General features: G+C 58.6%; 28 protein-coding genes and 1 tRNA gene. 12 read left to right on the forward strand and 17 right to left on the reverse strand.

Features of this window, described 5'->3' with window-relative positions:
• Positions 1-16: 16 nt before the first annotated feature.
• The 15 genes from V5B59_RS13005 to secG form a co-directional block, all read right to left on the reverse strand.
• On the reverse strand, positions 17-1501 hold the full coding sequence (locus V5B59_RS13005; protein WP_169070155.1) for an NADH-quinone oxidoreductase subunit M: 1485 nt from the start codon (positions 1499-1501) through the stop codon (positions 17-19).
• A 23-nt stretch (positions 1502-1524) separates the two neighbouring features.
• Positions 1525-3612: an NADH-quinone oxidoreductase subunit L gene (gene nuoL / locus V5B59_RS13010; RefSeq protein ID WP_169070156.1), complete on the reverse strand. Its 2088-nt coding sequence runs from the start codon at positions 3610-3612 to the stop codon at positions 1525-1527.
• A 1-nt stretch (position 3613) separates the two neighbouring features.
• Positions 3614-3919: an NADH-quinone oxidoreductase subunit NuoK gene (gene nuoK / locus V5B59_RS13015; protein ID WP_015768187.1), complete on the reverse strand. Its 306-nt coding sequence runs from the start codon at positions 3917-3919 to the stop codon at positions 3614-3616.
• A 79-nt stretch (positions 3920-3998) separates the two neighbouring features.
• Positions 3999-4601: an NADH-quinone oxidoreductase subunit J gene (locus V5B59_RS13020; RefSeq protein WP_034910216.1), complete on the reverse strand. Its 603-nt coding sequence runs from the start codon at positions 4599-4601 to the stop codon at positions 3999-4001.
• A gap of 12 nt (positions 4602-4613) precedes the next feature.
• Positions 4614-5102: an NADH-quinone oxidoreductase subunit NuoI gene (gene nuoI, locus V5B59_RS13025; protein ID WP_034910218.1), complete on the reverse strand. Its 489-nt coding sequence runs from the start codon at positions 5100-5102 to the stop codon at positions 4614-4616.
• Positions 5103-5112: 10 nt separating this feature from the next.
• Positions 5113-6162: an NADH-quinone oxidoreductase subunit NuoH gene (nuoH, locus tag V5B59_RS13030; protein WP_169070175.1), complete on the reverse strand. Its 1050-nt coding sequence runs from the start codon at positions 6160-6162 to the stop codon at positions 5113-5115.
• Positions 6162-8489, reverse strand: a complete 2328-nt coding sequence (nuoG, locus tag V5B59_RS13035; protein ID WP_169070157.1) for an NADH-quinone oxidoreductase subunit NuoG — start codon at positions 8487-8489, stop codon at positions 6162-6164. The genes nuoH and nuoG overlap by 1 nt, the downstream gene beginning before the upstream one ends.
• An 11-nt stretch (positions 8490-8500) precedes the next feature.
• Positions 8501-9802, reverse strand: coding sequence for an NADH-quinone oxidoreductase subunit NuoF (nuoF, locus tag V5B59_RS13040; protein WP_169070176.1), 1302 nt, complete (start codon positions 9800-9802; stop codon positions 8501-8503).
• Between the two features lie 26 nt (positions 9803-9828).
• Complete coding sequence (gene nuoE / locus V5B59_RS13045; protein ID WP_169070158.1) at positions 9829-10302, reverse strand: NADH-quinone oxidoreductase subunit NuoE; 474 nt, start codon at positions 10300-10302, stop codon at positions 9829-9831.
• Entirely contained in the window at positions 10302-11555 is a 1254-nt protein-coding gene (locus V5B59_RS13050) for an NADH-quinone oxidoreductase subunit D (protein WP_034914535.1), read from the reverse strand. The genes nuoE and V5B59_RS13050 overlap by 1 nt, the downstream gene beginning before the upstream one ends.
• Positions 11548-12153, reverse strand: a complete 606-nt coding sequence (locus V5B59_RS13055) for an NADH-quinone oxidoreductase subunit C (protein WP_169070159.1) — start codon at positions 12151-12153, stop codon at positions 11548-11550. The genes V5B59_RS13050 and V5B59_RS13055 overlap by 8 nt, the downstream gene beginning before the upstream one ends.
• Positions 12154-12176: 23 nt before the next feature.
• The gene (locus tag V5B59_RS13060) at positions 12177-12653 is read right to left on the reverse strand and encodes a NuoB/complex I 20 kDa subunit family protein (protein ID WP_169070160.1); all 477 of its coding nucleotides are present in this window, start codon (positions 12651-12653) and stop codon (positions 12177-12179) included.
• Positions 12654-12656: 3 nt separating this feature from the next.
• The gene (locus tag V5B59_RS13065) at positions 12657-13031 is read right to left on the reverse strand and encodes an NADH-quinone oxidoreductase subunit A (RefSeq protein ID WP_034914540.1); all 375 of its coding nucleotides are present in this window, start codon (positions 13029-13031) and stop codon (positions 12657-12659) included.
• Positions 13032-13088: 57 nt separating this feature from the next.
• Positions 13089-13173 (reverse strand) — tRNA-Leu (locus V5B59_RS13070).
• 67 nt (positions 13174-13240) lie between these two features.
• A complete protein-coding gene (gene secG, locus V5B59_RS13075) occupies positions 13241-13612 on the reverse strand; it encodes a preprotein translocase subunit SecG (RefSeq protein ID WP_034914542.1) in 372 nt (123 codons plus the stop codon).
• A gap of 116 nt (positions 13613-13728) precedes the next feature.
• On the opposite strand from secG, the gene V5B59_RS13080 reads away from it, so the two are divergent.
• Both V5B59_RS13080 and V5B59_RS13085 read left to right on the forward strand, forming a co-directional pair.
• Complete coding sequence (locus V5B59_RS13080; RefSeq protein ID WP_332351954.1) at positions 13729-14769, forward strand: Druantia anti-phage system protein DruA; 1041 nt, start codon at positions 13729-13731, stop codon at positions 14767-14769.
• Positions 14770-14807: 38 nt separating this feature from the next.
• Positions 14808-15269: an ISAs1 family transposase gene (locus tag V5B59_RS13085; RefSeq protein WP_332351955.1), complete on the forward strand. Its 462-nt coding sequence runs from the start codon at positions 14808-14810 to the stop codon at positions 15267-15269.
• Between the two features lie 362 nt (positions 15270-15631).
• On the opposite strand, the gene V5B59_RS13090 is transcribed toward V5B59_RS13085, so the two are convergent.
• Positions 15632-16318, reverse strand: coding sequence for a PEP-CTERM sorting domain-containing protein (locus V5B59_RS13090; RefSeq protein ID WP_332351956.1), 687 nt, complete (start codon positions 16316-16318; stop codon positions 15632-15634).
• A 241-nt stretch (positions 16319-16559) separates the two neighbouring features.
• Here V5B59_RS13090 and V5B59_RS13095 point away from each other — a divergent pair, with 241 nt between their 5' ends.
• The 6 genes from V5B59_RS13095 (at position 16560) to erpA (ending at position 20991) form a co-directional block, all read left to right on the forward strand.
• On the forward strand, positions 16560-17606 hold the full coding sequence (locus tag V5B59_RS13095; RefSeq protein ID WP_332351957.1) for a Druantia anti-phage system protein DruA: 1047 nt from the start codon (positions 16560-16562) through the stop codon (positions 17604-17606).
• A gap of 38 nt (positions 17607-17644) precedes the next feature.
• Complete coding sequence (locus V5B59_RS13100; RefSeq protein ID WP_332351958.1) at positions 17645-18106, forward strand: ISAs1 family transposase; 462 nt, start codon at positions 17645-17647, stop codon at positions 18104-18106.
• A 320-nt stretch (positions 18107-18426) separates the two neighbouring features.
• On the forward strand, positions 18427-18855 hold the full coding sequence (gene rplM / locus V5B59_RS13105; RefSeq protein ID WP_332351959.1) for a 50S ribosomal protein L13: 429 nt from the start codon (positions 18427-18429) through the stop codon (positions 18853-18855).
• Between the two features lie 9 nt (positions 18856-18864).
• Complete coding sequence (rpsI, locus tag V5B59_RS13110; RefSeq protein WP_034917147.1) at positions 18865-19257, forward strand: 30S ribosomal protein S9; 393 nt, start codon at positions 18865-18867, stop codon at positions 19255-19257.
• Between the two features lie 92 nt (positions 19258-19349).
• Positions 19350-20378, forward strand: a complete 1029-nt coding sequence (gene argC, locus V5B59_RS13115) for an N-acetyl-gamma-glutamyl-phosphate reductase (RefSeq protein WP_169070162.1) — start codon at positions 19350-19352, stop codon at positions 20376-20378.
• A 262-nt stretch (positions 20379-20640) separates the two neighbouring features.
• On the forward strand, positions 20641-20991 hold the full coding sequence (gene erpA, locus V5B59_RS13120) for an iron-sulfur cluster insertion protein ErpA (RefSeq protein WP_034917153.1): 351 nt from the start codon (positions 20641-20643) through the stop codon (positions 20989-20991).
• 79 nt (positions 20992-21070) lie between these two features.
• Here erpA and V5B59_RS13125 read toward each other — a convergent pair whose 3' ends face one another.
• Positions 21071-22120 carry a COX15/CtaA family protein gene (locus tag V5B59_RS13125; RefSeq protein ID WP_169070163.1) on the reverse strand — a complete coding sequence of 350 codons (1050 nt, stop codon included), beginning with the start codon at positions 22118-22120 and terminating at the stop codon, positions 21071-21073.
• A gap of 289 nt (positions 22121-22409) precedes the next feature.
• On the opposite strand from V5B59_RS13125, the gene V5B59_RS13130 reads away from it, so the two are divergent.
• The 4 genes from V5B59_RS13130 (at position 22410) to cyoE (ending at position 25862) form a co-directional block, all read left to right on the forward strand.
• Complete coding sequence (locus V5B59_RS13130) at positions 22410-22559, forward strand: hypothetical protein (protein WP_169070164.1); 150 nt, start codon at positions 22410-22412, stop codon at positions 22557-22559.
• Positions 22560-22589: 30 nt separating this feature from the next.
• Positions 22590-23129 (forward strand): cytochrome C oxidase subunit II, encoded by a 540-nt coding sequence (locus V5B59_RS13135; protein WP_169070165.1) that lies wholly within the window; start codon positions 22590-22592, stop codon positions 23127-23129.
• Between the two features lie 16 nt (positions 23130-23145).
• Positions 23146-24840 carry a cbb3-type cytochrome c oxidase subunit I gene (locus tag V5B59_RS13140; protein ID WP_169070166.1) on the forward strand — a complete coding sequence of 565 codons (1695 nt, stop codon included), beginning with the start codon at positions 23146-23148 and terminating at the stop codon, positions 24838-24840.
• Positions 24841-24971: 131 nt separating this feature from the next.
• Positions 24972-25862, forward strand: coding sequence for a heme o synthase (gene cyoE / locus V5B59_RS13145; RefSeq protein ID WP_169070167.1), 891 nt, complete (start codon positions 24972-24974; stop codon positions 25860-25862).
• The last annotated feature ends 15 nt before the right edge of the window (positions 25863-25877 follow it).

Raw genomic sequence — 25877 nt, forward strand, 5'->3', positions numbered from 1 at the left:
TCATAGCGGCTACCAATTATTGGATCTTGCTGAGGGCGACGTGACGCAGCAGCTCATTGACCGAGCTGTGCATGACTTCAGTAAAGGGTTGGGGATAGAGACCCATGCCCAGCGCGCCAATGGCGAAGAGGACGAAGATGAAAAACTCGCGTGCATTGATGTCGGTGAGTTCGGCGACGTGGTGATTGGCCACGGCACCAAACACCACGCGCTTGTACATCCACAGCGTATAGGCGGCGCCGACAATCATCGTCGAGGCAGCGGCGAAAGCCACCCAGAAATGGTGATCGACGGCAGCGAGGATGACCATGAACTCGCCAACAAAGCCCGAGGTGGCCGGCAGACCGGCGTTGGCCATCGCAAAAAGCATGAAGAATGCGGCAAACTTGGGCATCTTGTTGACCACACCGCCGTAATCCGCGATCTGTCGCGAATGCGCCCGATCGTACATGACACCGATCGAGAAGAACATCGCACCCGACACAAAACCGTGCGAGATCATCTGCACCAGTGCGCCTTCGATACCCAGGGCGCTGAAGATGAAGAAACCAAGGGTCACGAAACCCATGTGTGCGATCGAGGAATACGCGACGAGTTTCTTCATGTCCTCCTGAGCAAGAGCAACGAAGCCGATGTAGATGATGGCGATCAACGATAGCGCAATGACCAGTCCGCCGAGAGCATGTGAAGCATCCGGGGTGATCGGCAGCGAGAAACGGAGAAAACCATACGCGCCGAGTTTCAGGGCGATCGCCGCCAGCACGATCGATCCACCCGTCGGCGCCTCGACGTGCGCGTCGGGCAACCACGTGTGCACCGGCCACATCGGTACCTTGACCGCAAACGCCACCAGGAAGGCCAGGAACAGCCAGGTCTGCGCGGTCATGCCGATCGGCAACTGGTGCCAGTCGAGAATCGAGAAACTGCCGCCGGATGCGATGAACAGGTACAGCAGCGCGATCAGGAAGAGCAGCGAACCGAAGAGGGTAAAGAGGAAGAACTTGAATGCCGCGTACACCCGTTTCGGGCCACCCCAGATGCCGATGATCAGGTACAGAGGGATCAGCGAGGCTTCGAAGAACACGTAGAACAGCAGGCCATCGAGTGCCGAAAAGATGCCGTTCAATAAACCGGACATGATCAGGAAACCCGCGTTGTACTGCGCCACCTTGTTGTCGATGACCTGCCAGCCGGCGAGGACGACAGTCACCGTGATGAAGCTGTTGAGGATGACAAAAAGCATCGAGATCCCGTCAACACCAAGATGGTAGTTCACATTGAAACGCGGAATCCAGGTCTTGAGTTCGACGAACTGCATCGCCGGCGTGTGCATGTCAAAACCGGTATACAGCGGAATCGTCACCAACAGGCCTGCGAGAGCACCCATTAGCGACAGCATCCGGGCCAGCGGTGCATTGCGATCGGAGCCCGTCGCCAGGACAATCAAACCGGCGAGGATCGGAATCCAGATGGCAAGAGAGAGAAGCGGCGTGCCTGACATATCGTTCCCAGTCTTTCTCTAGCTCAGGCGCGCGTGACCCACAGGGTCATCAAGATGAACACGCCGATAATCATCGTAAAAGCGTAGTGGTAAATGTGACCCGTCTGGAACAGACGTAGCAGGGTCGCAAACCAGCCTACGAGGCGTACAGAACCATTGACGATGATGCCGTCGATCAGGCCAGCGTCGCCACCCTTCCAGAGGCCTCGGCCGAGAAGGCGTGCGCCACCGGCAAAGATCACGTCGTTGAACTTGTCAAAGTAATACTTGTTGTCAAGCAGGGTGTACAGAAATCCACAACGGTCCTTGATGGTTTCCGGAATGTCCGGGCGCTTCATGTACAGAAACCAGGCCAGCGCCACGCCGAGGAAAGCCAGCCAGAAAACCAGCGTGGTGACCGCGTGTGTCGCCATGGCGAAAGCGCCGTGGAAGTGATGCGCAAGCTCCTCTACGACCGGATGCGCCTCGACATCGACAAAAATTGCGCTCTTGAAGTAGTCGCCAAAAAGCATCGGCTCGATCGCGATGTAGCCGATGACCACCGATGGGATCGCCAGCAGGATCAGGGGCAAGGTCACCACCCAGGGTGTCTCGTGCGGCTTCTGACCCGGGGCAAGGCCATGGTGTTCGGCATGCGCGTCATCCGCCGGATGGGCGTGATCGGCATCTGCCAAATGATCGTCGTGGGCCGCATGATGAGCTGCTTTGCCGTGCGTGGCATGATCCTCATGTGCTGCCTTGCCAAAGCGCTCCTGGCCATGAAAGACCAGGAAATACATGCGGAAAGAGTAGAAAGCGGTGACGAAAACCCCGGCCAGGACGCAAAAATGGGCAAAACCGGCGCCGGGGATGTGTGCCAGGGCAACCGCTTCGATGATCGAGTCCTTGGAGTAGAAACCGGCAAAAAAGGGCGTTCCGATCAGCGCCAGAGAGCCGATCAAAGAGGTAATCCAGGTGATCGGCATATACTTGCGCAGGCCACCCATATTGCGGATGTCCTGATCGTGGTGCATGCCGATGATCACCGAACCAGCAGCGAGGAACAACAGTGCCTTGAAGAAGGCGTGCGTCATCAGGTGGAAGATCGCCACCGAATAGGCCGAGGCGCCAAGGGCGACGGTCATGTAGCCGAGCTGGGACAGCGTCGAATAGGCGACGACGCGTTTGATGTCATTCTGGATGATGCCGAGGAAGCCCATGAACAGTGCCGTGACCGAACCGATGACGATGACAAAGGAGAGTGCCGTATCGGAAAGCTCGAACAGTGGCGACATGCGCGCAACCATGAAGATGCCCGCAGTCACCATCGTCGCGGCATGGATCAGCGCGGAGATCGGTGTCGGGCCCTCCATCGAGTCGGGCAGCCAGACATGCAGTGGAACCTGCGCCGATTTGCCCATCGCACCAATGAACAACAGGATGCAGATCGCCGTCATCAACGCGACACCCTCGCCTTCGCCAAACAATACGATGCTGGTATGGGAGGCCACTTCCGGCGCCTTGGCAAAAACGGCAGCGTAATCGAGCGTACCAAAGTGGGCAAGCACCAGACCAATGCCCAGGATGAAGCCGAAGTCACCGACACGGTTGACCAGGAACGCTTTCAGGTTGGCGAAGATCGCCGTCGGCCGGGTATACCAGAAACCGATCAGCAGATAGGAAACCAGACCGACGGCCTCCCAGCCAAAGAAGAGTTGCATGAAGTTGTTGCTCATCACGAGCATCAACATCGAGAACGTAAATAGGGCAATGTAGCTGAAGAAACGATTGTAGCCAGGATCGTCCTGCATGTAGCCGATGGTGTAGATATGCACCATCAGCGAAACGAAGGTGACGACCAGCATCATGGTGACCGTCAGTTGATCGATCAGGAATCCTACTTCGAAACGATAGTCGCCAGACGTCAGCCACTGGTACACCGGGCCGTTGTAGGTATTGCCGGCCATCACGTCCTTGAAGATCACGTACGATGCGATGCAGGCGATCGCCACCCCGCCAGTGGTCACGGTGTGCGCCACCCAGCGCGGGAGCACGCGGCAGAACAAGCCGGCAATGATGGCACCAAGCAACGGTGCCAGAGGAACCAGCAGGTAGAGCTTTTGCATTTCCATGTCAACCCTTCAGGCTGTCCAGATCATCCACGTGGATGGTCTTGAGATTGCGGAACAGCACCACGAGAATCGCCAGCCCGATTGCCGACTCGGCTGCGGCGACGGTCAGGATGAAGAACACGAAGACCTGTCCGGCAAGATCCTGCAAGTAGTGGGAAAAAGCGATGAAATTCATGTTCACTGCCAGCAGCATCAACTCGATCGACATCAATATGATGATCAGGTTCTTGCGGTTGAGGAAGATGCCGACGACGCTGATCGCGAACAGGATCGCGCCCAGGATCAAAAAATGGGACAGTGTAAGCAAGGTGCCTCCCTGATTCCTTCTGCATGGGGTGGAAGGTTTCGCCACCCCTCTTATTGTCAGTCTTGGTGCTGCCGTCTGTTCAGTCGCGCTTCTCGGCAGGCATCTGCAGTACGCGCACACGATCCCTGGCTTTCACGAAAACCTGCCGTGATGCATCGACCGACTTGTTCTTGCGCTTCTCGCGCTGTGTCAGCGCCACCGCCGCGACAATCCCGACGAGCAGAATGACCGAGGCCAGTTCGAAGGGATACATGTATTCGGTGAACATCAGCCGCCCGACGGACTGGACGTTGCTGGTATCAGCGCCTGCCTGCGCGACGTTGCTCTCGAACAGCCCGAGGTAATTGCCCCCCAGAACCAACGCCATTTCAGCGACCATCAGCAAGGCAATGATCGCTCCCAGCGGCAGGTAACTCCAGAATCCTTCACGCAGGCGGTCGAGGTTGATGTCGAGCATCATGACCACAAACAGGAAGAGCACCATCACTGCGCCGACATAGACCAGCACCAGGGCGATTGCCAGAAACTCGGCCTGCAACAGCATCCACACGCCACTCGCGGAAAAGAACGCGAGCACCAGATAGAGCGCGGCGTGCACCGGATTGCGTGCAGTGATCACGCGCAGCCCGGCAAACACCAGAATCGCCGAGAGAAAGTAAAAAACGAAGGTCTTGAATTCCATCGCGTCGGCCTGTCAGCGGTATTTCGAGTCGAGTTCGCGGTCTTCGGCGATCTGCGCTTCGTAGCGGTCACCATTGGCCAGCAACATCGGCTTGGTGTAGTAGAGGTCGCCCCGTGTCTCCCCGTGGTACTCGAAGATCCGTGTCTCGACGATGGCATCGACCGGACAGGCCTCTTCGCAAAAGCCGCAGAAAATGCACTTCGTCAGGTCAATGTCGTAACGGGTGGTCCGCCGCGAACCATCCTCACGCTGCTCCGACTCGATGGTAATGGCCATCGCCGGACAAACCGCCTCGCACAACTTGCACGCAATGCACCGCTCCTCACCGTTCGGATAGCGTCGCAGCGCGTGCAGGCCGCGGAAGCGGAAGCTCTGTGGTGTCTTTTCTTCGGGGTACTGCACGGTGATCTTGCGGGCAAACATGTAGCGCCCGGTCACTGACAAGCCCTTCAACAGTTCCTTGAGCAGGAGGCTGTTGAAAATTTCCTTCATTGAACCCATGACTAGCCTCTCACTTCCAGATGTTCAAGGGCGACATCATCCAGGTGCCGACCACAACCAGCCATATCAGGCACAGCGGGATGAACACTTTCCAGCCCAGACGCATGATCTGGTCGTAGCGATAGCGAGGGAAGGTAGCGCGAACCCAGAGGAAGACGAACAGAACCGCCGAGATTTTCAGGAATAGCCACAGAATCCCATCCGGCAGGAAGCCCACCGGCGACAGCCAGCCGCCGAGAAACAGGATTGCGGTCAGCGTTGACACCAGGATCATGTTGGCATATTCGGCAAGGAAGAACACCGCAAAAGCCATTCCCGAATATTCAACGTGGAAGCCAACGATCTCGGATTCGCCTTCCGCCAGATCGAATGGCGCACGGTTGGTTTCGGCGACGACCGAGGTCAGATAAACAACAAACATCGGCAGCAGCGGCAACCAGTTCCACGACAGGAATCCCAGCCCCCGATCAACGAAGTAGCCCCGCCCCTGGCCGTTCACAATGTCGCCAAGGTTGAGGCTGTTCGAAACCATCAACACCACCACCAGCGCCAGCCCCATGGCAACTTCGTACGAAATCATCTGGGCTGCGGAGCGCATGCCCCCGAGAAAGGCATATTTCGAATTCGAAGCCCAGCCCGAAAGAATGATTCCATAGACGCCGATCGAGGTGATTGACATGATGTAGAGCAGGCTGGCGTTGACGTTCGCCAGGACCAGCGTGTCGTTGAACGGAACCACCGCCCAGGCGGCCAGCGCCGGCGCAAAGGCGAACATCGGCGCGAGCAGAAAGACGCTCTTGTCCGATCCGGTCGGGATGACCACTTCCTTCAACAACAGCTTCAGGCCGTCGGCGATCGGCTGAATCAGCCCCCAGGGACCGACACGGTTCGGGCCGATACGCACCTGCATCCAGCCGATGACCTTGCGTTCCCAGAAAGTCAGATAGGCAACGCAGAGCAGCAATGGCGCGATGATCAGAACGATCTTGAGCAGAACCCAGATCAGCGGAAATACCGACCCGAAAATCCCTTGCAACAATCCCTGCAGCGCATCGATCATCATGCACGCTCCACGTTGATCGCACCGAACATTTCACCCAGCGCTGCCGTCGTCACATGCGCTGCAGAGATGCGAACACAGCCCGCAGGTACCGTTTCGTCGGCCCTGGCGGTGAGAACAGCCTCGCAGCTCCCCTGGCTGATACGTACCGGAGCCCCGTCGGTGACGACCAGCCTCGCCAGCGTTGCCGCATTCATGCGCGCCGTCGGAGCCACCGCATCACGCGTCTTCTGGAGTGACGGAGCGCGACGAGCAATCGGGTCGGCAAAATAGATCGGCACATCGGCAATGCGCTGCAACTCGCCAGTCGTCTCCGTCAGTGACAGGGAAACGCCGCTGACGCCGTTGTCCAGGCCGGCAACGAATGCGGCTCCTGCGGGAACCATTTCGTCTCGCACATGCTCACTCGAATTCTGGTCGAAACCGGGTAGTGCCAGCAGATTGCCCAGTACGCGCAGCACTTTCCAGCCGGGGCGCGCATCGCCCAGGGGGCGAACGACACCGGTGAAACTCTGGATACGGCCTTCGGTGTTTACGAAGGACCCCGAAGTCTCGGTAAAGGGCGTGATCGGCAGCAGGACGTCGGCGTAGTCCCTTGCCGCGCCGTCGCTGAATGGCGTCAACATCACGACCAGTGCGGCGTCCTTGAGTGCGGCCATGGCCTGTTGCGGGTCGTGACAATCGAGTTCTGGTTCAAGGCCGAGCAGGATATAGGCCTTGCGGGGTTGAGCGAACATTTCGTAAGCGTTGAGCGCTGTCGGCAAAGCCTTCGCGACATACCCACCAACGCTATTGGCGGCCTCTCCGATGAAGCCACAGGTGGCACCTGTCAGCCGTGCGAGTTCGACGGCCAGGGCGTGCAGTTGCGCTGCCTGTGGATGTTGCTCGGCTGCATTGCCAAGGAAAACCGCCCGCTTCTCGCCTTCGAGCAGGCTCCTGGCGATCGCCTGGCTGGTCGCACCAGGGTCGACCGACTCGAGTCCGGCTGGCACCAGCTCGCCTTTCAATTGTGCCGCCGCCTTGACAATCATAGCCATTGCCAGCGGCAGTTCAGCGGGAGAAACGGTCAGCTGCGCGTGCAAATTGATCAGCGAATCGTCGCCACTGGACGAAAGCAGGCTGACCTTGCCCCATTTCTTGGCCAACTGACGCAAACGCTGAGCGAATAGAGGATGGTCCTTGCGCAGGAAGCTGCCCACCACCAATGCTGCGTCGAGATCCTTGATTTCGGAGAGCTTGAGACCGAGCCAGGGAATGCCACCAAGCTTGCCATCGGCCGAAAAGTCACGACGCCGCGGACGAAAGTCGACGCTGCCCGATCCGAGAGCACGCGTCAGCTTCTGCAGCAGGTAGAGTTCTTCGAGCGTCGCCTGCGGCGAGGCCAGCGCTGCCAGCGCTGCTGCGCCGCTATTGCCGACGACATCCTTGAGGGCATGCGAAACGTAATCGAGGGCGACATTCCAATCGACTTCGCGCAGCGCCCCATCGACACGAATCATCGGCTTGCCGAGCCTGGCCGGAGAATTCAGCGCTTCGTAGGAAAAGCGTTCCTTGTCGGAAATCCAGCACTCATTGACGTCTTCGTTGTCACGCGGCAGAACGCGCATCACGACGTTGTTCTTGACCTGCACGGTCAGGTTGGCGCCAATGCTGTCGTGCGGACTGATCGACCGGCGCCGCGACAACTCCCAGCTCCGTGCCGAGTAGCGAAAAGGCCGGGAGGTCAGAGCACCCACCGGGCACAGGTCGATCATGTTTCCGGAAAGTTCCGAATCGACCGAGCGACCAACAAAAGTCGTGATCTCCGAGTGCATGTTGCGACTGGCCATGCCGAGTTCCATCACGCCGGCAATTTCCTGCCCGAAGCGAACGCAGCGAGTGCAATGAATGCAGCGTGCCATTTCCTGCATCGAGATCAGAGGACCGACATCCTTGTGGAAAACGACCCGTTTGTCTTCCTGAAAACGCGATGCGCCGCCGCCGTAACCGACCGCCAGGTCCTGGAGTTGGCACTCACCACCCTGGTCGCAGATCGGGCAATCCAGCGGGTGATTGATCAGCAGGAACTCCATCACGCCTTTCTGCGCCTTGACCGCCAGTTCGGAATGAGTGAACACCTTCATGCCGTTGGTGACCGGTGTCGCGCAGGCAGGCAGGGGCTTCGGCGCCTTCTCTACCTGCACCAGACACATCCGGCAATTGGCAGCGATCGAGAGCTTCTTGTGATAGCAGAAATGCGGGATATAGGCCCCCAACTGCTGTGCAGCATCCATGATGGTACTGCCATCAGGCACCTGTGCCATCTTGCCGTCGATTTCGATTTCCATCGTCTCGTACCCTAAACCGTTGCCATAAAGAAGCCACTGCCGGCACGCTGCACATCAACGGGCACGAGGCACTTCTTGTGTTCGATGTGGTACGAGAACTCGTCGCGATAATGTTTGATAAAGCTCTGTACCGGCATCGATGCGGCATCGCCAAGCGCGCAAATGGTGCGGCCCATGATGTTGGTGGTCACACTCTCGAGCAGTTCGAGATCATCGGGACGACCCTTGCCGCTCTCTATTCGATGCACCACCTTGTAAAGCCAGCTGGTTCCTTCACGGCATGGCGTGCACTGGCCACAGGATTCCTCGTAGTAGAAGAACGAGAGCCGCTCGAGCGCCTTCACCATGCAGGTCGTCTCGTCCATGACGATGACCGCGCCCGAGCCCAGCATCGAGCCCGCCTTGCTGATACCATCGTAGTCCATGGTGGCATTCATCATCATCGCCGCGGGAACGACCGGCGCCGAGGAACCACCCGGAATACAGGCCTTCAATTTCCGACCACCACGCATGCCGCCAGCCATTTCGAGCAGCGTGGCGAACGGTGTCCCAAGGGGAATTTCGTAGTTCCCTGGCCGGTTTACGTGACCCGAAACCGAGAATAGCTTGGTCCCGCCGTTATTCGGCTTACCGGCTTCGAGATAGGCCTCGCCGCCAAGATTCATGATGTAAGGGATCGAGGCAAAGGTTTCGGTATTGTTGATCGTGGTCGGTTTACCATAAAGGCCGAATGAGGCAGGGAAAGGCGGCTTGAAGCGCGGCTGCCCCTTCTTGCCTTCGATCGATTCGAGCAGCGCAGTTTCTTCGCCGCAGATATAGGCACCGTAACCGTGATGCGCGAAGAGTTCAAAATTGAAACCCGAGCCCAGTAGGTCGGAGCCGAGAAAGCCAGCGGCTCGAGCTTCATCGAGGGCTTCCTCGAAGCGCTCGTAGAGTTCCCAGACTTCGCCATGGATGTAGTTGTAACCCCGTGCGGCGCCCATCGCGTAGCCGGCAATGACCATCCCCTCGATTACCGAATGCGGGTTGTAGCGCAGGATGTCGCGATCCTTGAAAGTACCGGGTTCGCCTTCATCGGAATTGCATACCACGTACTTATCCCCGGGAAAGGAACGTGGCATGAAACTCCATTTGAGGCCGGTCGGAAATCCGGCGCCGCCGCGACCCCGCAGAACCGACTTCTTGACCTCGTTGATGACCTCGCCCTGGGGCATCTTTTCTTCGAGAACTCGCCGTAGCGCCGAATAACCGCCACGCTTGACGTAATCCGCCAGGCGCCAGGCCTTGTCGCCGTCCAGACCGACGCTGAGCATTGGGTTGAGTGCACCGAGAATCGCCATTACTTGAGCTCCGCCAGCAGTTTGTCGATTTGCTCGGGATTCATCCAGCTGCACATGCGACGGTTATTGACGATCATCACCGGCGCGTCGCCACAGGCACCCATGCACTCACTCTCCTTGAGCGTGATCAGTCCGTCGGGAGTCGTCTCGTTGTAGCCGATTCCCAATTTTTTCTGCAGGTATTCGCCGGCATCGACTCCGCCGGTGAGCATGCATGGCAAGTTGGTACACACCGACACCTTATACTTGCCAACCGGCTTGAGGTCGTACATGTTGTAGAAGGTCGCCACCTCGTAGGCGGCGATCGGCGGCATGCCAAGGTAGTTGGCAACAGCCTCGATGGCTTCGCTGGAGAGCCAGCCCAGCTGTTCCTGCGCGATGGCGAGCGCCGCCATGACCGCTGACTGTTTCTGGTCAGCCGGGTACTTGGCAATTTCGCGATCAATTCTCTTGAGGGATTCTGAAGTCAACATCAGCGGTCAATCTCGCCAAAAACAACGTCCTGGGAACCAATGATCGTCACCACGTCGGCCAGCATATGGCCGCGCACCATCTCATCCATTGCCGACAGGTGCACATAACCCGGAGGACGGATCTTCAAGCGATAGGGCTTGTTGGCACCGTCGGAAATCACGTAGATGCCGAACTCTCCCTTGGGGTGCTCGACCGCTGAATAGACTTCACCCTCCGGCACATGCATGCCTTCGGTACAGAGCTTGAAGTGGTGGATCAATTCTTCCATATTGGACTTCATCGCTTCGCGATCCGGCGGCGCAACCTTGTGATTGTCGGACATCACCGGACCCGGGTTCTGCCGTAACCAGTCGATACACTGTTTGACGATGCGGTTGGACTGGCGCATTTCTTCCATGCGGACCAGATAGCGATCGTAGGAATCACCGGTGACGCCTACCGGGATGTCGAAATCCATCCGGTCATAGACTTCGTAGGGCTGTTTCTTGCGCAGATCCCAGGCAATACCGGACCCACGCAACATCGGCCCGGTAAAGCCGCGCTGCAGCGCCCGCTCCGGTGAAACGATGCCGACATTCACCAGACGCTGTTTCCAGATGCGGTTATCCGTGAGCAGCGTTTCGTACTCGTCGAGCAACTTCGGAAAGCGACTCACGAAATCGTCGAGAAAGTCCAGCAGGGAGCCGCTGCGCACCTCGTTGAAGGGCTTGATCTGGGCGGCGCTCTTCCACTTCGACTCCTGATACTGTGCCATGCGATCAGGCAGGTCGCGGTAAACACCGCCCGGCCGATAGTAGGCGGCATGCATGCGTGCGCCCGAAACCGCCTCGTAGGCATCAATCAGGTCTTCACGCTCCCGGAAGGCATAAAGCACCATGGTCATTGCACCGACGTCGAGGCCGTGACAGCCGACCCAGAGCAGATGATTGAGGATACGGGTGATCTCGTCGAACATTACCCGGATGTATTGGGCACGGATCGGCACCTCGACATTCAACAGCCTTTCGATCGCCATGCAGTAGGCATGCTCGTTACACATCATCGACATGTAGTCGAGGCGATCCATGTAGGGCACCGACTGGATCCAGGTCTTGTTCTCGGCAAGCTTTTCGGTAGCGCGGTGGAGCAAGCCAATATGCGGATCGGCACGCATCACCACTTCACCGTCCAACTCAAGCACCATCCGCAGAACACCGTGCGCCGCCGGATGCTGCGGCCCGAAATTCAGGGTAAAGTTGCGCAGTTCAGGCATTGTCGACGTTCCCGTAGGTCGCTTCGCGAACGATCCGCGGCGTGATCTCGCGCGGCTCGATGGTCACCGGCTGATAGATGACCCGCTGCTGCTCCGGGTCGTAGCGCATTTCGACATAGCCTGAAATCGGGAAATCCTTGCGGAACGGATGTCCGATAAAGCCATAGTCGGTGAGGATGCGGCGCAAATCTTCGTGCCCTGGGAAAACAATTCCAAACAGGTCGAAAGCCTCGCGCTCAAACCAGTTGACACTGTTCCAGACCGAGGTAACCGAAGGCAGAGAGGGGAAATCGTCATCGGGCGCAAAGCAGCGAACGCGCAGCCGCCAGTTCCTGCTGATCGACAAGAGCTGACTGACCGCAGCGAAACGCCGCCCCTCTCGCTGCACGTTGCCATAGACCGAATAGTCGACGCCACAGAGGTCGATCAATTCTTCGAAACACAGTTCCGGCTCGTCGTGAAGAGTCTGCATCACCACCAGGTAGTCGGCGGCATCGACCTCGATGGTCACTTCACCGAGCGCCACCTTCAGGGATTTGACTCGATCACCGAGATGTTTCTGCAAATTCTGGCTAAGCGCTTCCAGCGTGGCGGACATGGCTCACTCTCGGTTGGTTGTTTTCAGCGGGCGATGGTACTGGTCCGACGAATCTTGTTCTGTAACTGAATCAGGCCGTAGATCAACGCCTCGGCAGTCGGAGGGCAACCCGGAACGTAGATGTCGACAGGAACGATCCGATCGCAACCGCGTACCACGGAGTACGCGTAATGATAGTAACCGCCACCATTGGCGCAGGAACCCATCGAAACCACCCAGCGCGGCTCGGCCATCTGATCGTAAACTTTGCGCATCGCTGGCGCCATTTTGTTGGTCAGAGTCCCGGCAACGACCATCACATCGGACTGCCGAGGGCTGGGGCGAAAAACGATTCCAAAACGGTCCAGATCATAGCGCGAGCAACCGGCATGAATCATCTCGATGGCGCAGCAGGCGAGCCCGAAGCTCATCGGCCAAATCGAACCGGTTCGAACGTAATTGATCAGCTTGTCGGCCGTGGTGGTGACGAAGCCTTCCTGAAGAATGCCTTCAATGCCCATCACTCACTCCCAATCCAGCGCGCCTTTGGCCCAGGCGTAGATGTAACCCACGACGAGGATGGCGATGAAGACCAGCATCTCGATGAAACCGAACCACCGGACCGAATCGGTCTGCGTGATTTCCTTGAAGATCGTCGCCCAGGGCAACAGAAAGGCCACTTCAAGGTCGAAAAGGATGAAGATGATGGCGATCAGGTAATAACGCACGTCGAACTTCATGCGTGCATCTTCGAAAGCCTCGAAGCCACACTCGTAAGGAGAGAGCTTTTCGCTGTCCGGGCGATGCGGCGCGACCACCAGGCCAGTCACGACGGGCGCAATACCAAAGGCAATGCCAATCAGTATGAAGACAAATACCGGGAAATAGCTTTCCAGCATGATCCGCCCCACAAGTGCTCATTTCAGACTTCAGCCACCCGACCGGATGGCTTCTCCTGGTGCCGACGATGAGACTCGAACTCATACGACCTAAGTCACTACCCCCTCAAGATAGCGTGTATACCAATTTCACCACGTCGGCACTACCACGGACAGCGGACGAGTCAACCGAGGAATCCTGCATCTCTCGCCGCCACCTTGAAACCAGATTACTTGGGAATATCCTTGGCCTTCGAATCGGGACCCGCCAGACCTGTTCCCTGCTCAACGCCACTCGCAGGCGGCGCTGAAACAGGCCTGGAGTTTACCGCATCCTGCATCACACTGCCAGTCGTTTTTGGTTTGCTCGATGCCAGATAGGCAAGCGACATGCTGGTCAAAAAAAACACCGTCGCCAGAACGGCAGTAGCGCGACTCAGGAAGTTGGCGGAACCGGTGGCGCCGAACAGGCTTCCGGAAGCACCGCTACCAAAAGCAGCGCCCATGTCGGCGCCTTTTCCGTGCTGAACCAGAACCAGGCCGATCACGCCGATCGCCGCCAGAATGTGCACCGCCAGCACCACAGAAAAAAGATAGTCCATATCACCTCTTGTTCGACCCAGCGCCGGACAGTCGCAGGCTGGAGCACGCCGAAAAAACCTGTGGAGTATAGCCAGTTTGAACCGTTCTGGTCAATTGCCCCGGAAGGAATGAAGGAATGGTAGAACGAAGCGAGGAGGAGCGCTATCAAGAGCAGATGGCGCGCCACCACTACCTTGGTGCGCTGGCGAAGATTGGTGAAACGGTGTGGTACGTGGCGACGTGGCGTGAACAGTGGGTGGCGCAACTGAGTATTTCAGCGGCTGCCCTGAAATGTGGTGTACGTGACCGGTGGATCGGCTGGGACTTTCGCTCGCAGTATGGGCGGCTCAAGCTGATCGCCAACAATAGTCGCTTTTTGATTCTTCCCGAGTGGCATTGGCCAAATGTCGGCTCACGAGTGCTCTCGCTGACTGAACGCCGGGTCGTCGCGGACTGGCAGGCACGCTTTGGTCATCCGTTGCTGTTGCTGGAGACCTTTGTCGATCCCAGGCAGTTTCATGGGGGCGTTTATCGTGCGGCCAACTGGATTGAACTGGGGCTGACGCAAGGGTATCGACGGACCCGGGAAGGTTACAGCGCCGAAGCCGAGGCCCCCAAACGCGTCTTTGTTCGTCCCCTATGCCGCACGCCCCAAGTGCAATTGACCCACCCTGACCGGGCACACCTTCAACTCACAGGAGCCGCCAAGATCATGCTCAACGCCGACCAGATGCGCCAGTTGCCGCAGTGTTTTACGAGGATTCCCGATCCCCGCCGTGCGCAAGGACGCCGCCATCGCCTGCCCGTGGTGCTGGGCATTGCGGCCGGTGCGACGCTGTGCGGCATGCGCGGCTACAAGGCCATCTCGAACTGGGCCGATGCCTTGGGACAGAAAGCGCGCGAACGATTTGGCTGTCGGCGCGAGAAGGGACAGTACCTGGTCCCCAGCGAGTCCGTCATTCGCGACTGCCTGGTTCGTATTGAACCGGATGCGATGGATGGCGCACTCAACACCTGGAACCAGGCCTGGGGGACGCAAGACGAGGCGCTGGCGCTGGACGGAAAGACGATGAAAAAGGCCATCGACGAGACAGGAGAGCAGGCGCACATCCTGAGCGTGGTCGGGCATGACTCGAAGACCTGTTACGCCCAAAAAAAGTCGGCACCTTACCGGTAGCAGGAAGTGACGAGCAAAAGCGGACCAACGAAATCGGCATGGCGATCCCCTTGCTCAAAACCTGCGACCTGGCCGGCAAGGACATCACGGCGGATGCTCTGCTGACCCAACGCGCGCTGGCTACCTATCTGGTCGAGCAGCAGGCGCACTACCATTTCACCGGAAAAGGTAACCAGCCCACGCTGGAACGTGATATCGCTTTGCTGTTTGAGAAGCGCCAAAAACCAGACTTCGTCGAGATCACACCTCCCGATCACGGTCGCATAGAGACGCGGAGCATTTGGTGCAGCACCGCACTCAATGCCTACATCCCCTTCCCCCACGTCGCTCAGGTCTTTCTGATCGAGCGGGAAATCATCGAGAAAAAAACCGGTCAGTACGCGCGTGAGATCGCACTGGGGATTACCAGTCGCACGCCGCAAGAAGCCTCTCCGCAACGCGTACTGGCCACCAACCGAGGGCACTGGAGTGTCGAGAGCGTTCACTACATCATCGACTGAAACTACGACGAGGACCGTTCCCGAATCCGGACCGGCTTCGGCCCGGAAAACGTCACTCGCCTCCGACGCTTCGCCGTCGGCATCCTCAAGTCCTTCCAGAAACCTTCGCAATCCATTGCCGAAATGATGCGTTTGCTTTCCTTCCGGACCCGCCTCGTCTTCGACTCCTTGCGTATGACGAAAAACTCACTCACCGGATCGAGAGCTTCTTGAGAACAAATTACCGTGGAGAGATTGTTTTACCCTATTGACAGGGGCCGGCTAATGGGTGACCCCGTTTGCGTGACCCGTCACTCAACGGGTCAGGCCAGCAGCGTCCGGGTGCCATCCTCACCCGGACGCTCGCCGAGCCAAATGAACGCTTACGCGGCGTGCTGCCGCTGCCTCACGAAACCCAGACCAGCGACGCCACCGATGAGCAGTAGCCAGGTCGACGGCTCGGGCACAAGCGACAGGTGCAGCGGACCGCGCTTGGCTGTCAAGGGCGTAGGGCCATCGAGCGTCAGCTCGACAAACACGTCAAAGAAACTGTCAATCCTGAACCTATTCGCTTGTCCGCTATCTGGCACGATCGACGAAAAACCGGTAGATAACACCGCAGGATCCAGCGTCACCATCAAGGTGTGTCCGAGCGCGGGGCCGCTCAGTGAAAGCGCGAGCAGTTTGGTCGACCAGATGCCGAGTTCGGTCGGGGATGTGCGCCCGATGACTTCTTCCTCGAGTGTGCCGGACAGGTTCACCGGCCCGATCGGAACACCTGCCAAGGTAGTCAAAGTGCCGATGTACGACGCGTTTGCGACGATGTCCTGGCCTGATGGGCCGAAGGTCGACGACACGAGCGACGTCAGCGTGATCGTCCCTGGCACGACACAGGCGCCTGCCAAAGGAAAGCAGCCAACGCCGAACGAAGCTGCGTACGGAACGTCGAGGACCGGCAAAGTTGGCGTCGAGGAAATGACGGATGCGCGCGCTGAAGTGATACCAGCAAGCAAAGTAATGATGCCGGCTGCCAGCGCGGCAAGAAATCGTCGATGCGGACCAAATACCATAATGTTCTCCTAGCCGTTAACGAGGTCTCGAGGCATCGAGATCCTGCTCGCGACTCTAACATGCCGTCTCGCCGGCGTGCAATCTGCACGATGATGCAGGCCACGGTGAATTTGTCCATTGAGGGATGATTCCCGAAATCAGGGAGTTAGGGGGGGATGCTGAACAAGACCGAAGATTCTTGGTATAACGCAGAAGATGGACTGGGGGAAATTCACAAGCGAAGCGCTCTCGGAGGTGCAAGTGCGCCCGGTAGAACGAAGCGAGGAGGAGCGCTATCAAGAGCAGATGGCGCGCCACCACTACCTTGGTGCGCTGGCGAAGATTGGTGAAACGGTGTGGTACGTGGCGACGTGGCGTGAACAGTGGGTGGCGCAACTGAGTATTTCAGCGGCTGCCCTGAAATGTGGTGTACGTGACCGGTGGATCGGCTGGGACTTTCGCTCGCAGTATGGGCGGCTCAAGCTGATCGCCAACAATAGTCGCTTTTTGATTCTTCCCGAGTGGCATTGGCCAAATGTCGGCTCACGAGTGCTCTCGCTGACTGAACGCCGGGTCGTCGCGGACTGGCAGGCACGCTTTGGTCATCCGTTGCTGTTGCTGGAGACCTTTGTCGATCCCAGGCAGTTTCATGGGGGCGTTTATCGTGCGGCCAACTGGATTGAACTGGGGCTGACGCAAGGGTATCGACGGACCCGGGAAGGTTACAGCGCCGAAGCCGAGGCCCCCAAACGCGTCTTTGTTCGTCCCCTATGCCGCACGCCCCAAGTGCAATTGACCCACCCTGACCGGGCACACCTTCAACTCACAGGAGCCGCCAAGATCATGCTCAACGCCGACCAGATGCGCCAGTTGCCGCAGTGTTTTACGAGGATTCCCGATCCCCGCCGTGCGCAAGGACGCCGCCATCGCCTGCCCGTGGTGCTGGGCATTGCGGCCGGTGCGACGCTGTGCGGCATGCGCGGCTACAAGGCCATCTCGAACTGGGCCGATGCCTTGGGACAGAAAGCGCGCGAACGATTTGGCTGTCGGCGCGAGAAGGGACAGTACCTGGTCCCCAGCGAGTCCGTCATTCGCGACTGCCTGGTTCGTATTGAACCGGATGCGATGGATGGCGCACTCAACACCTGGAACCAGGCCTGGGGGACGCAAGACGAGGCGCTGGCGCTGGACGGAAAGACGATGAAAAAGGCCATCGACGAGACAGGAGAGCAGGCGCACATCCTGAGCGTGGTCGGGCATGACTCGAAGACCTGTTACGCCCAAAAAAAGTCGGCACCTTACCGGTAGCAGGAAGCGACGAGCAAAAGCGGACCAACGAAATCGGCATGGCGATCCCCTTGCTCAAAACCTGCGACCTGGCCGGCAAGGACATCACGGCGGATGCTCTGCTGACCCAACGCGCGCTGGCTACCTATCTGGTCGAGCAGCAGGCGCACTACCATTTCACCGGAAAAGGTAACCAGCCCACGCTGGAACGTGATATCGCTTTGCTGTTTGAGAAGCGCCAAAAACCAGACTTCGTCGAGATCACACCTCTCGATCACGGTCGCATAGAGACGCGGAGCATTTGGTGCAGCACCGCACTCAATGCCTACATCCCCTTCCCCCACGTCGCTCAGGTCTTTCTGATCGAGCGGGAAATCATCGAGAAAAAAACCGGTCAGTACGCGCGTGAGATCGCACTGGGGATTACCAGTCGCACGCCGCAAGAAGCCTCTCCGCAACGCGTACTGGCCACCAACCGAGGGCACTGGAGTGTCGAGAGCGTTCACTACATCATCGACTGAAACTACGACGAGGACCGTTCCCGAATCCGGACCGGCTTCGGCCCGGAAAACGTCACTCGCCTCCGACGCTTCGCCGTCGGCATCCTCAAGTCCTTCCAGAAACCTTCGCAATCCATTGCCGAAATGATGCGTTTGCTTTCCTTCCGGACCCGCCTCGTCTTCGACTCCTTGCGTATGACGAAAAACTCACTCACCGGATCGAGAGCTTCTTGAGAACAAATTTACCGTGGGAATGGGCGAAACAGCAATTGACACCAGTCGCTGACTTGCAATACCATGTCGGGCTTTCCGTTATCAGGCAAAAAAGGACGGCGTTCTTGATGAAGACTTTCTCTGCCAAACCGCACGAAGTGTCACGCGAATGGCTTCTGGTTGATGCCACCGACAAGGTGCTGGGTCGCCTTGCGACCGAAATTGCTCGCCGCCTGCGTGGAAAGCACAAACCCGAATTCACTCCGCATGTGGATACCGGTGACTACATTGTCGTCACCAATGTCGAGAAGTTGCGCGTCACTGGCAACAAGGCTGATGACAAGAAATACTATCGCCACTCGGGCCACCCGGGGGGAATCTACGAAACGAACTTCACCAAGATGCAGCAGCGTTTCCCGGGGCGCGTCCTTGAACAGGCCGTGAAGGGCATGCTCCCCAAGGGACCGCTCGGTTACGCAATGCTCAAGAAAATGAAGTGCTACGCCGGCGCAACGCATCCGCACGCTGCCCAGCAGCCAAAAGTTCTGGAACTCTAAGGGGTCACAATGGCTGAAAATTACTTCTATGGCACGGGACGGAGAAAGTGCGCCGTCGCGCGCGTCTTCATGAAGCCCGGCAGCGGCAAGTTCGTCGTCAATGGCAAACCGGTCGATGAATTCTTCTCTCGAGTTACGGGGCGCATGATTGTTCGGCAGCCACTGCAATTGGTCGAGCAGACGACAGGCTTTGACATTCTCGTCAACGTCGCCGGTGGCGGCGAGTCCGGCCAGGCTGGCGCGGTTCGGCATGGCATTACGCGGGCACTGATTGCCTACGACCTGTCGCTCAAACCGGCGCTTTCCAAAGCAGGTTTCGTCACTCGTGACGCTCGTGAAGTTGAGCGCAAAAAAGTTGGTTTTCACAAGGCCCGCCGGCGCAAGCAGTTCTCCAAGCGCTGATCGCATCCCTTGCACAGCGAGAGCCGCCTTTGGGCGGCTTTTGTATTTTCTGGGGCTGGGAGCTATCATTGCCGGCTCTCGTGGAGACTCTTATGATCAAGGTTGGAATCGTCGGAGGCACTGGCTACACCGGCGTCGAATTATTGCGGCTGCTGGCGCAGCATCCAGAAGTGCAACTCGTTGCCATCACCTCTCGTGGAGATGCTGGAACGGCAGTCTCGAGCATGTTCCCGAGCTTACGCCGACGACTGAGCTTGCAGTTTGAAGATCCGGCCAGAGCCAATCTACAGGACTGTGATGTGGTCTTCTTCGCCACACCCAACGGCGTGGCCATGCAGCAGGCACCGGCACTGCTCGACGCCGGGGTGCGCGTGATCGACCTCGCCGCTGATTTCCGCATCAGAAATGTCGCCGAGTGGAGCCAGTGGTACGGGATGCAGCACAGCAGCCCGGAATGGGTCGCCGATGCAGTCTATGGACTACCGGAGTACGACCGGGCCGACATCCGCAACGCTCGTCTGCTAGCCAATCCAGGCTGTTACCCAACGGCGGTGCAATTGGGTTTCCTGCCGCTGCTCGAAGCCGGTGTGGTCGAACTGGATCATCTGGTCGCAGACGCCAAATCGGGCGTCTCCGGGGCCGGACGCAAGGCCGAGATTCCAACCCTCTTCTCGGAAGCTGCCGACAATTTCAAGGCCTATGCCGTCCCCGGTCACCGACATCTGCCGGAGATTCGGCAGGGCCTGTCGAGAATGGCTGGCAGCCCGGTCGGATTGACCTTTGTTCCTCACCTGACTCCCTTGATCCGTGGCATTCACGCCACCCTCTACGCGCGCATCAAGGATGAGGCCGACTTTCAGGCAATCTTTGACACGCGTTACCAGGACGAGCCTTTTGTCGATGTCCTGCCGCCGGGCTCACATCCCGATACACGCTCGGTGCGGGCCGCAAACATCTGTCGTATCGCGGTGCATCGCCCACAAGAGGGGAATGTTCTGGTTGTGCTCTCGGTAATCGACAACCTCGTCAAAGGCGCCGCAGGCCAGGCGGTGCAAAACATGAACATCATGTTCGGCCTGCCCGAAACCACAGGGCTCTGGCAACTGGCGGTGTTTCCCTGAACCTGAACCGGTCCGCAAGGTGCAAGCACAAAAATGTTATGATCAGGGGCATCGACATGGATGCGATCGGAGTCCTGGAACCTCTGGAACCTCTGGAACTCCTCGCAAGCAGACCTGTCTGATTTGACGTTGAAGAGCGTCATGCTGCTTGACAAGCGCCTGTCCGATCAGGCAGGCATCAGAACCGTAGCACACAAACTGGCCACAACTGACCGATCCTGGCTCGAATCGGCGCAGATATCAGATTTTGGAGAATAATGTAATGAATGTAGCGACAGACATGCCGATGCCCTTTGTTTTTACCGACAGCGCGGCTGGCAAGGTGAAAGAGTTGATCGAAGAAGAAGGCAACCCGGATCTGAAACTGCGGGTGTTTGTAACCGGCGGCGGGTGTTCGGGTTTCCAGTATGGGTTCACCTTTGACGAGGTGGCCAACGACGACGATACCGCGCTGCAAAAGAACGGCGTCACTTTGCTGGTCGACCCGATGAGCTATCAGTATCTGGTCGGCGCCGAAATCGACTACACGGAAGGGCTGGAAGGTTCGCAGTTTGTAATCAAGAACCCGAACGCCTCTTCGACCTGCGGTTGCGGTTCCTCGTTCTCGGTGTAGCTCGCTGACAGGCAGCGAGAGGACTGCCAACAACAGCGCGGTCGCCCGGACATTCCTCAGACGCAGGCCTGGCTCGGAGTCAGGCTGAGTCGCCCGGCAAGCGCGCCGCCCGAAGTTCGTGGTTCAACCACAGCAGCAAGCCGAGGACGACCATCGCCCCGCCTTGATGCGCAGCCCCCAAGCCCACCGGAACCGCCAGCAGCAGGGTGGCGATGCCCAGCGCGATCTGGATGAACACCCCTCCCAACAACAGCGTTGCCGCCAGGCGAGCCGAAGCGGAAACGGCCGCATTCCTGATCTTCCACCAGAACCAGGGCACCAGAAAGGCCAGCAGCCAGGCGCCCAGGCGATGGTCAAACTGGACCAGCGCCATGTTGTTGAAGAAATTCAAATACCAGGGATCGATGAGAAAGCTTTCCGGCGGCAGCACGTGCCCGTTCATCAGTGGAAAGCTGTTGTAGGCCTTGCCGGCGCGAATGCCGGCGACAAAGCCGCCGCTGATGACCATATAGCCGACCAGGATCGTCAACCAGAAACCGGTCCGCTGCAGCCCTTGTAGCGCAACATCACGACTGACCCGGCTACGCTCGGTGAGCAGACCCAGCGCCACCCAGAACATCGACAGAAAAATCAGGAAAGCCAGCGACAAATGCGCGGTCAGTCGATAGTGACTGACGCGCGGGTCGTCGACCAGGCCGCTCTTGACCATGTACCAGCCCATCGCTCCCTGCAGGCCCCCGAGCACGAAGATCCCCAGCAGCTTCGGGATCAGCGGCGGTGCAATCCTGCCTCGCAACCAGAAGTAGAGGAACGGCAGCAGGAAGACCATCCCGATCAGACGTCCGAGAACGCGGTGCCAGTACTCCCAATAGAAAATGCTCTTGAACTCTTCGAGCTTCATCTGGTGGTTGACCTGCTGATATTCCGGGGTCTTCTTGTATTTCTCGAAGGCCTCATCCCATTCGGTCGGATTGAGCGGTGGGATGATGCCGACAATCGGCTGCCACTCGACGATCGACAGGCCGGAATGGGTCAGACGCGTGACGCCACCGACCACCAGAATGGCGAAAACCATGGCACTGCAAATCAGCAGCCAGAGCGCAACTTGTCGGCGAGCAACTTGATCCATGACCGATCACCGGGTAAAAAGCGAAGCCACGGATTATATGCCCTTTGCGATGCTCTCCCATCCTTCCGGCGGCCTGCGACCCTGGGTCGCAGCCGCAACCCTGCGATGCCCATGCCTGCTGGCTTTGCCGACCAGCATCGGGTTTCCCGGTTCTTGACCTGAATCAAATCAATGGCAGCTCGGCTGCAGGTATCCTTTGCCCAATTGTGCCCGGAAGGCCCAAGAAATTCGTCCTAATCCGCAACTTACCAGCCGCCACAAGCGCAAATCATTGATGGAGGATACAAACATGGCCGTCAACAACGATGATGACGTTCCGTTCATGCAGAAGCTGCTGGACAACCACTTCCTGCTGCTGTTTCTCGGCGTGGCGTCACCAGGTCTGCTCTACATCCTGTGGGGCATCATCGACATCATGAATACGCCGCTCGCCAAGTAAGCCAATCAGTCACTTCAGGGAGAGTCAATTATGAGTGCAATTCTGCCGCCGTCGGATCGGCTCTGGTGGAAGCAACCCATCGACAAGGTCGAATGGGCATGGATCGCGATCGCTTTCGTCTGGGGGATGATCATGTTCGCGATGATGATTTACTGGCATGTTTACGGCAAGCAGAACTTGTCCAATGAAGCCTATAAAACCACCCCCGAGATGTTCGCCGCCAAGGCCGAGAAGTTCATCGCCGAAAACACCGTCCGTACCGAAACCGATCAGAACATCCCCGTGGTCAAGGTACCCGCTGGCGGTGACGGTTACCTGATCGCCCGGCTGTGGGCATGGTATCCGATCCTTGAACTGGAGAAGGGGCAGACCTACAAGATCCACCTCTCGTCAATGGATTACAACCATGGCTTCTCGCTGCAGCCCGTCAATATCAACATCCAGGTCATCCCGGGCTACGAGCACGTCGTCAAGATGACGCCGACCAAGGAAGGCACTTACGCCATCGTCTGCAACGAATACTGCGGCATCGGTCACCATTCGATGCTCGGCCGTATCTACGTGAAATAAGGGAGGAACAAACAAGATGGCAACGACCTACCGTACCTGTCCCGTCTCCGGACTGCAATTCGAGGACCAGGCCGAGAAACTGATGCGCTGGAACGCCGTCGCCGGCGTCCTCTGGCTGCTCGTCGGTGGCATCACCGCCCTGCTGGTCATCCTCACCCGCTGGCCGGCGATCAAGCTGCTGCCGGCCGACCAGTTCTACCTGATTCTCACTGCCCACGGCATCGACATGCTGATCCTGTGGATCCTGTTCTTCGAAATGGCCGTTCTCTACTTTGCCTCATCGACGCTGCTGCGCTGCCGGCTGGCAACGCCGAAGATCGCCTGGCTCGGTTTCTGGCTGATGGTCGTCGGCGGCATCATGGCCAACGTCGCCATCTTCCAGGGCGAGTCGAGCGTGATGTTCACCTCTTATGTGCCGATGCAGGCCGCCCCCCACTTCTACCTGGGGATCATCCTGGTCGCTGTCGGCGCGCTCCTCGGCGTCGCCGTCTTCTTCGGCACACTGGTCGTCGCCAAGAAGGACAAGACCTATCAGGGCTCACTGCCGCTGGTGACTTTCGGTGCGCTCACCGCAGCGATCATCGCCACCTTCACGATTCTCGCTGGCGCCGGCATCCTGCTGCCGACCTTCCTGTGGTCGGTCGGACTGATCAAGGAAATCGACGCGCAGCTGTATCGCATGGTGTGGTGGGGTCTGGGACACTCATCGCAGCAGATCAACGTCGCTGCGCACGTTTCCGTCTGGTACCTGACCGCCGCCGTGATCTTCGGAGCCAAGCCCTTGTCCGAGAAGGTGTCGCGCTTCGCCTTCCTGCTCTACATCCTGTTCCTGCAGCTCGCCAGCGCACACCACCTGCTCTCCGACCCCGGCATGAGCGCCGAATGGAAGGTGCTCAATACCTCTTACTTCATGTACTTTGCGGTGATGGCATCGATGATCCACGGCTTTACGGTTCCTGGAGCGATCGAAGCGGCACAGCGGCGCAAAGGTTACACCAACGGCCTGTTCGAATGGCTGCGCAAAGCGCCCTGGGGCAACCCGGTGTTCTCCGGCATGTTCATCTCGCTGGTCAGCTTCGGTTTTCTCGGCGGCATCTCGGGGGTCGTGCTCGGTACCGAGCAGATCAACATGCTGATGCACAACACCTTCTATGTTCCGGGCCACTTCCATACCACGGTGGTGACCGGCACGACGCTGGCATTCATGTCGATCACCTATCTGCTGGTGCCGGTCCTGTTCCGGCGCGAAATGATCCTGCCGAAGCTTTGCCAGATCCAGCCTTACCTGTTCGGCATCAGCATGTCGGTACTCGGACTGGTGATGATGGGCGCCGGAACGCTCGGCGTCTCCCGCCGGCACTGGGACATGGCTTTCTCGGGCGCACCGTTCCAGTATGAATGGCCGGGTGCCGCCTACCTGATGATGGGTCTGACCGGGATCTTCGGCGTCATCGCCGTGATTGGCGGTGGGCTGTGGATCCTGCTCGTCGTCGGTTCGCTGCTGTTCGGCAAGAAACTCGACGGCGGCAAGGTATCCGACCGGCCGACGCCGATCCCGGGTAACACCCAGGCCGCTTCGGCGGTGGCACACGGTAGCGACCACGTCCCGGTTCCGGGCACCGTCGTCCTGGCGCTGCTGCTGTTCGTCTGCTTCGTCCTTTACTACTTCGTCAACTGGAAGTACCTTTCCGAAGTCTGGTTGCTCAGCTGATCTGGCACCTCCCCCACACCATCGGCGTGGGGGCCTGCCTCAATCGGTCCTGGTCACCACAGGCCCGATTCAAGCAGGTCCACCGCACAGGCCACCCGATCATCACCTTGACCGCTACCCTATCGACACCCATGCCATCCATCCGCGCATCGAACAGCACCTTTCCCATCCGCGCCATTCTCGGCGTGTTCAAGCTGCGCATCGGTGTCGTCATCACCTTCACCGCCCTTGCCGGTCTGGCGGTCAGCTCCGGCCCCAGCCTGAGTCTGCTGCAGCTACTCGTGCTGACCCTGTCGGTACTGCTTTCCTCGGCCAGCGCCGGTGCCTTCAACCAGTATTACGAACACGACAGCGACCTGCTGATGTCGCGAACCAGCAAGCGACCCTTCGTCACCGGTGAACTTCGGCACGAACCGGTCTGGTTGCTGGTCATCGCCGCCCTGATGACGCTGTCGGTCGGCGCCGCCTGGATCGCCCTGAATGCCTGGTCGGCGCTGTTTGTCTTCCTCGGCGCTTTCTTCTACGCCATCGTTTACACGGTTTGGCTAAAACGGCGTACCTGGCTGAACATCGTCTTCGGCGGGCTGGCCGGGAGTTGGGCGGTGCTCGCCGGCGCCACCGCCGCCAATCCGCAGCTCGGCGTCGTCCCGCTGGCGCTGGCACTGGTTCTCTTTCTATGGACGCCACCGCATTTCTGGAGTCTGGCGATTGCTTTTCGGGACGACTATGCCGCCGCCGGCGTGCCGATGCTGCCAGTCGTCGTCGGCGATCAGCAAGCGGCGAACACGATTTTCCTCAGCACTCTGGCGCTGGTCGCAGCCAGCCTGTTGCCACTGCTCTTCGGCCTCGGCGCGATCTATGGTGTCGGCGCCATCGTTGGCGGCTTCCTGTTCATTCAGAAGGCCTGGCGACTGACTCGCGACCCCTGCCGCAAGTCGGCGATGATCTGCTTTCACGCCTCGCTGATCCAGCTGACACTAGTACTGCTCGGGGCCATCCTCGACGCGCAGTCCGGTTTCTGATTCGTCCATTGCCCA

The organism is Candidatus Accumulibacter contiguus (assembly GCF_036625285.1).
Taxonomy (GTDB): domain Bacteria; phylum Pseudomonadota; class Gammaproteobacteria; order Burkholderiales; family Rhodocyclaceae; genus Accumulibacter; species Accumulibacter contiguus.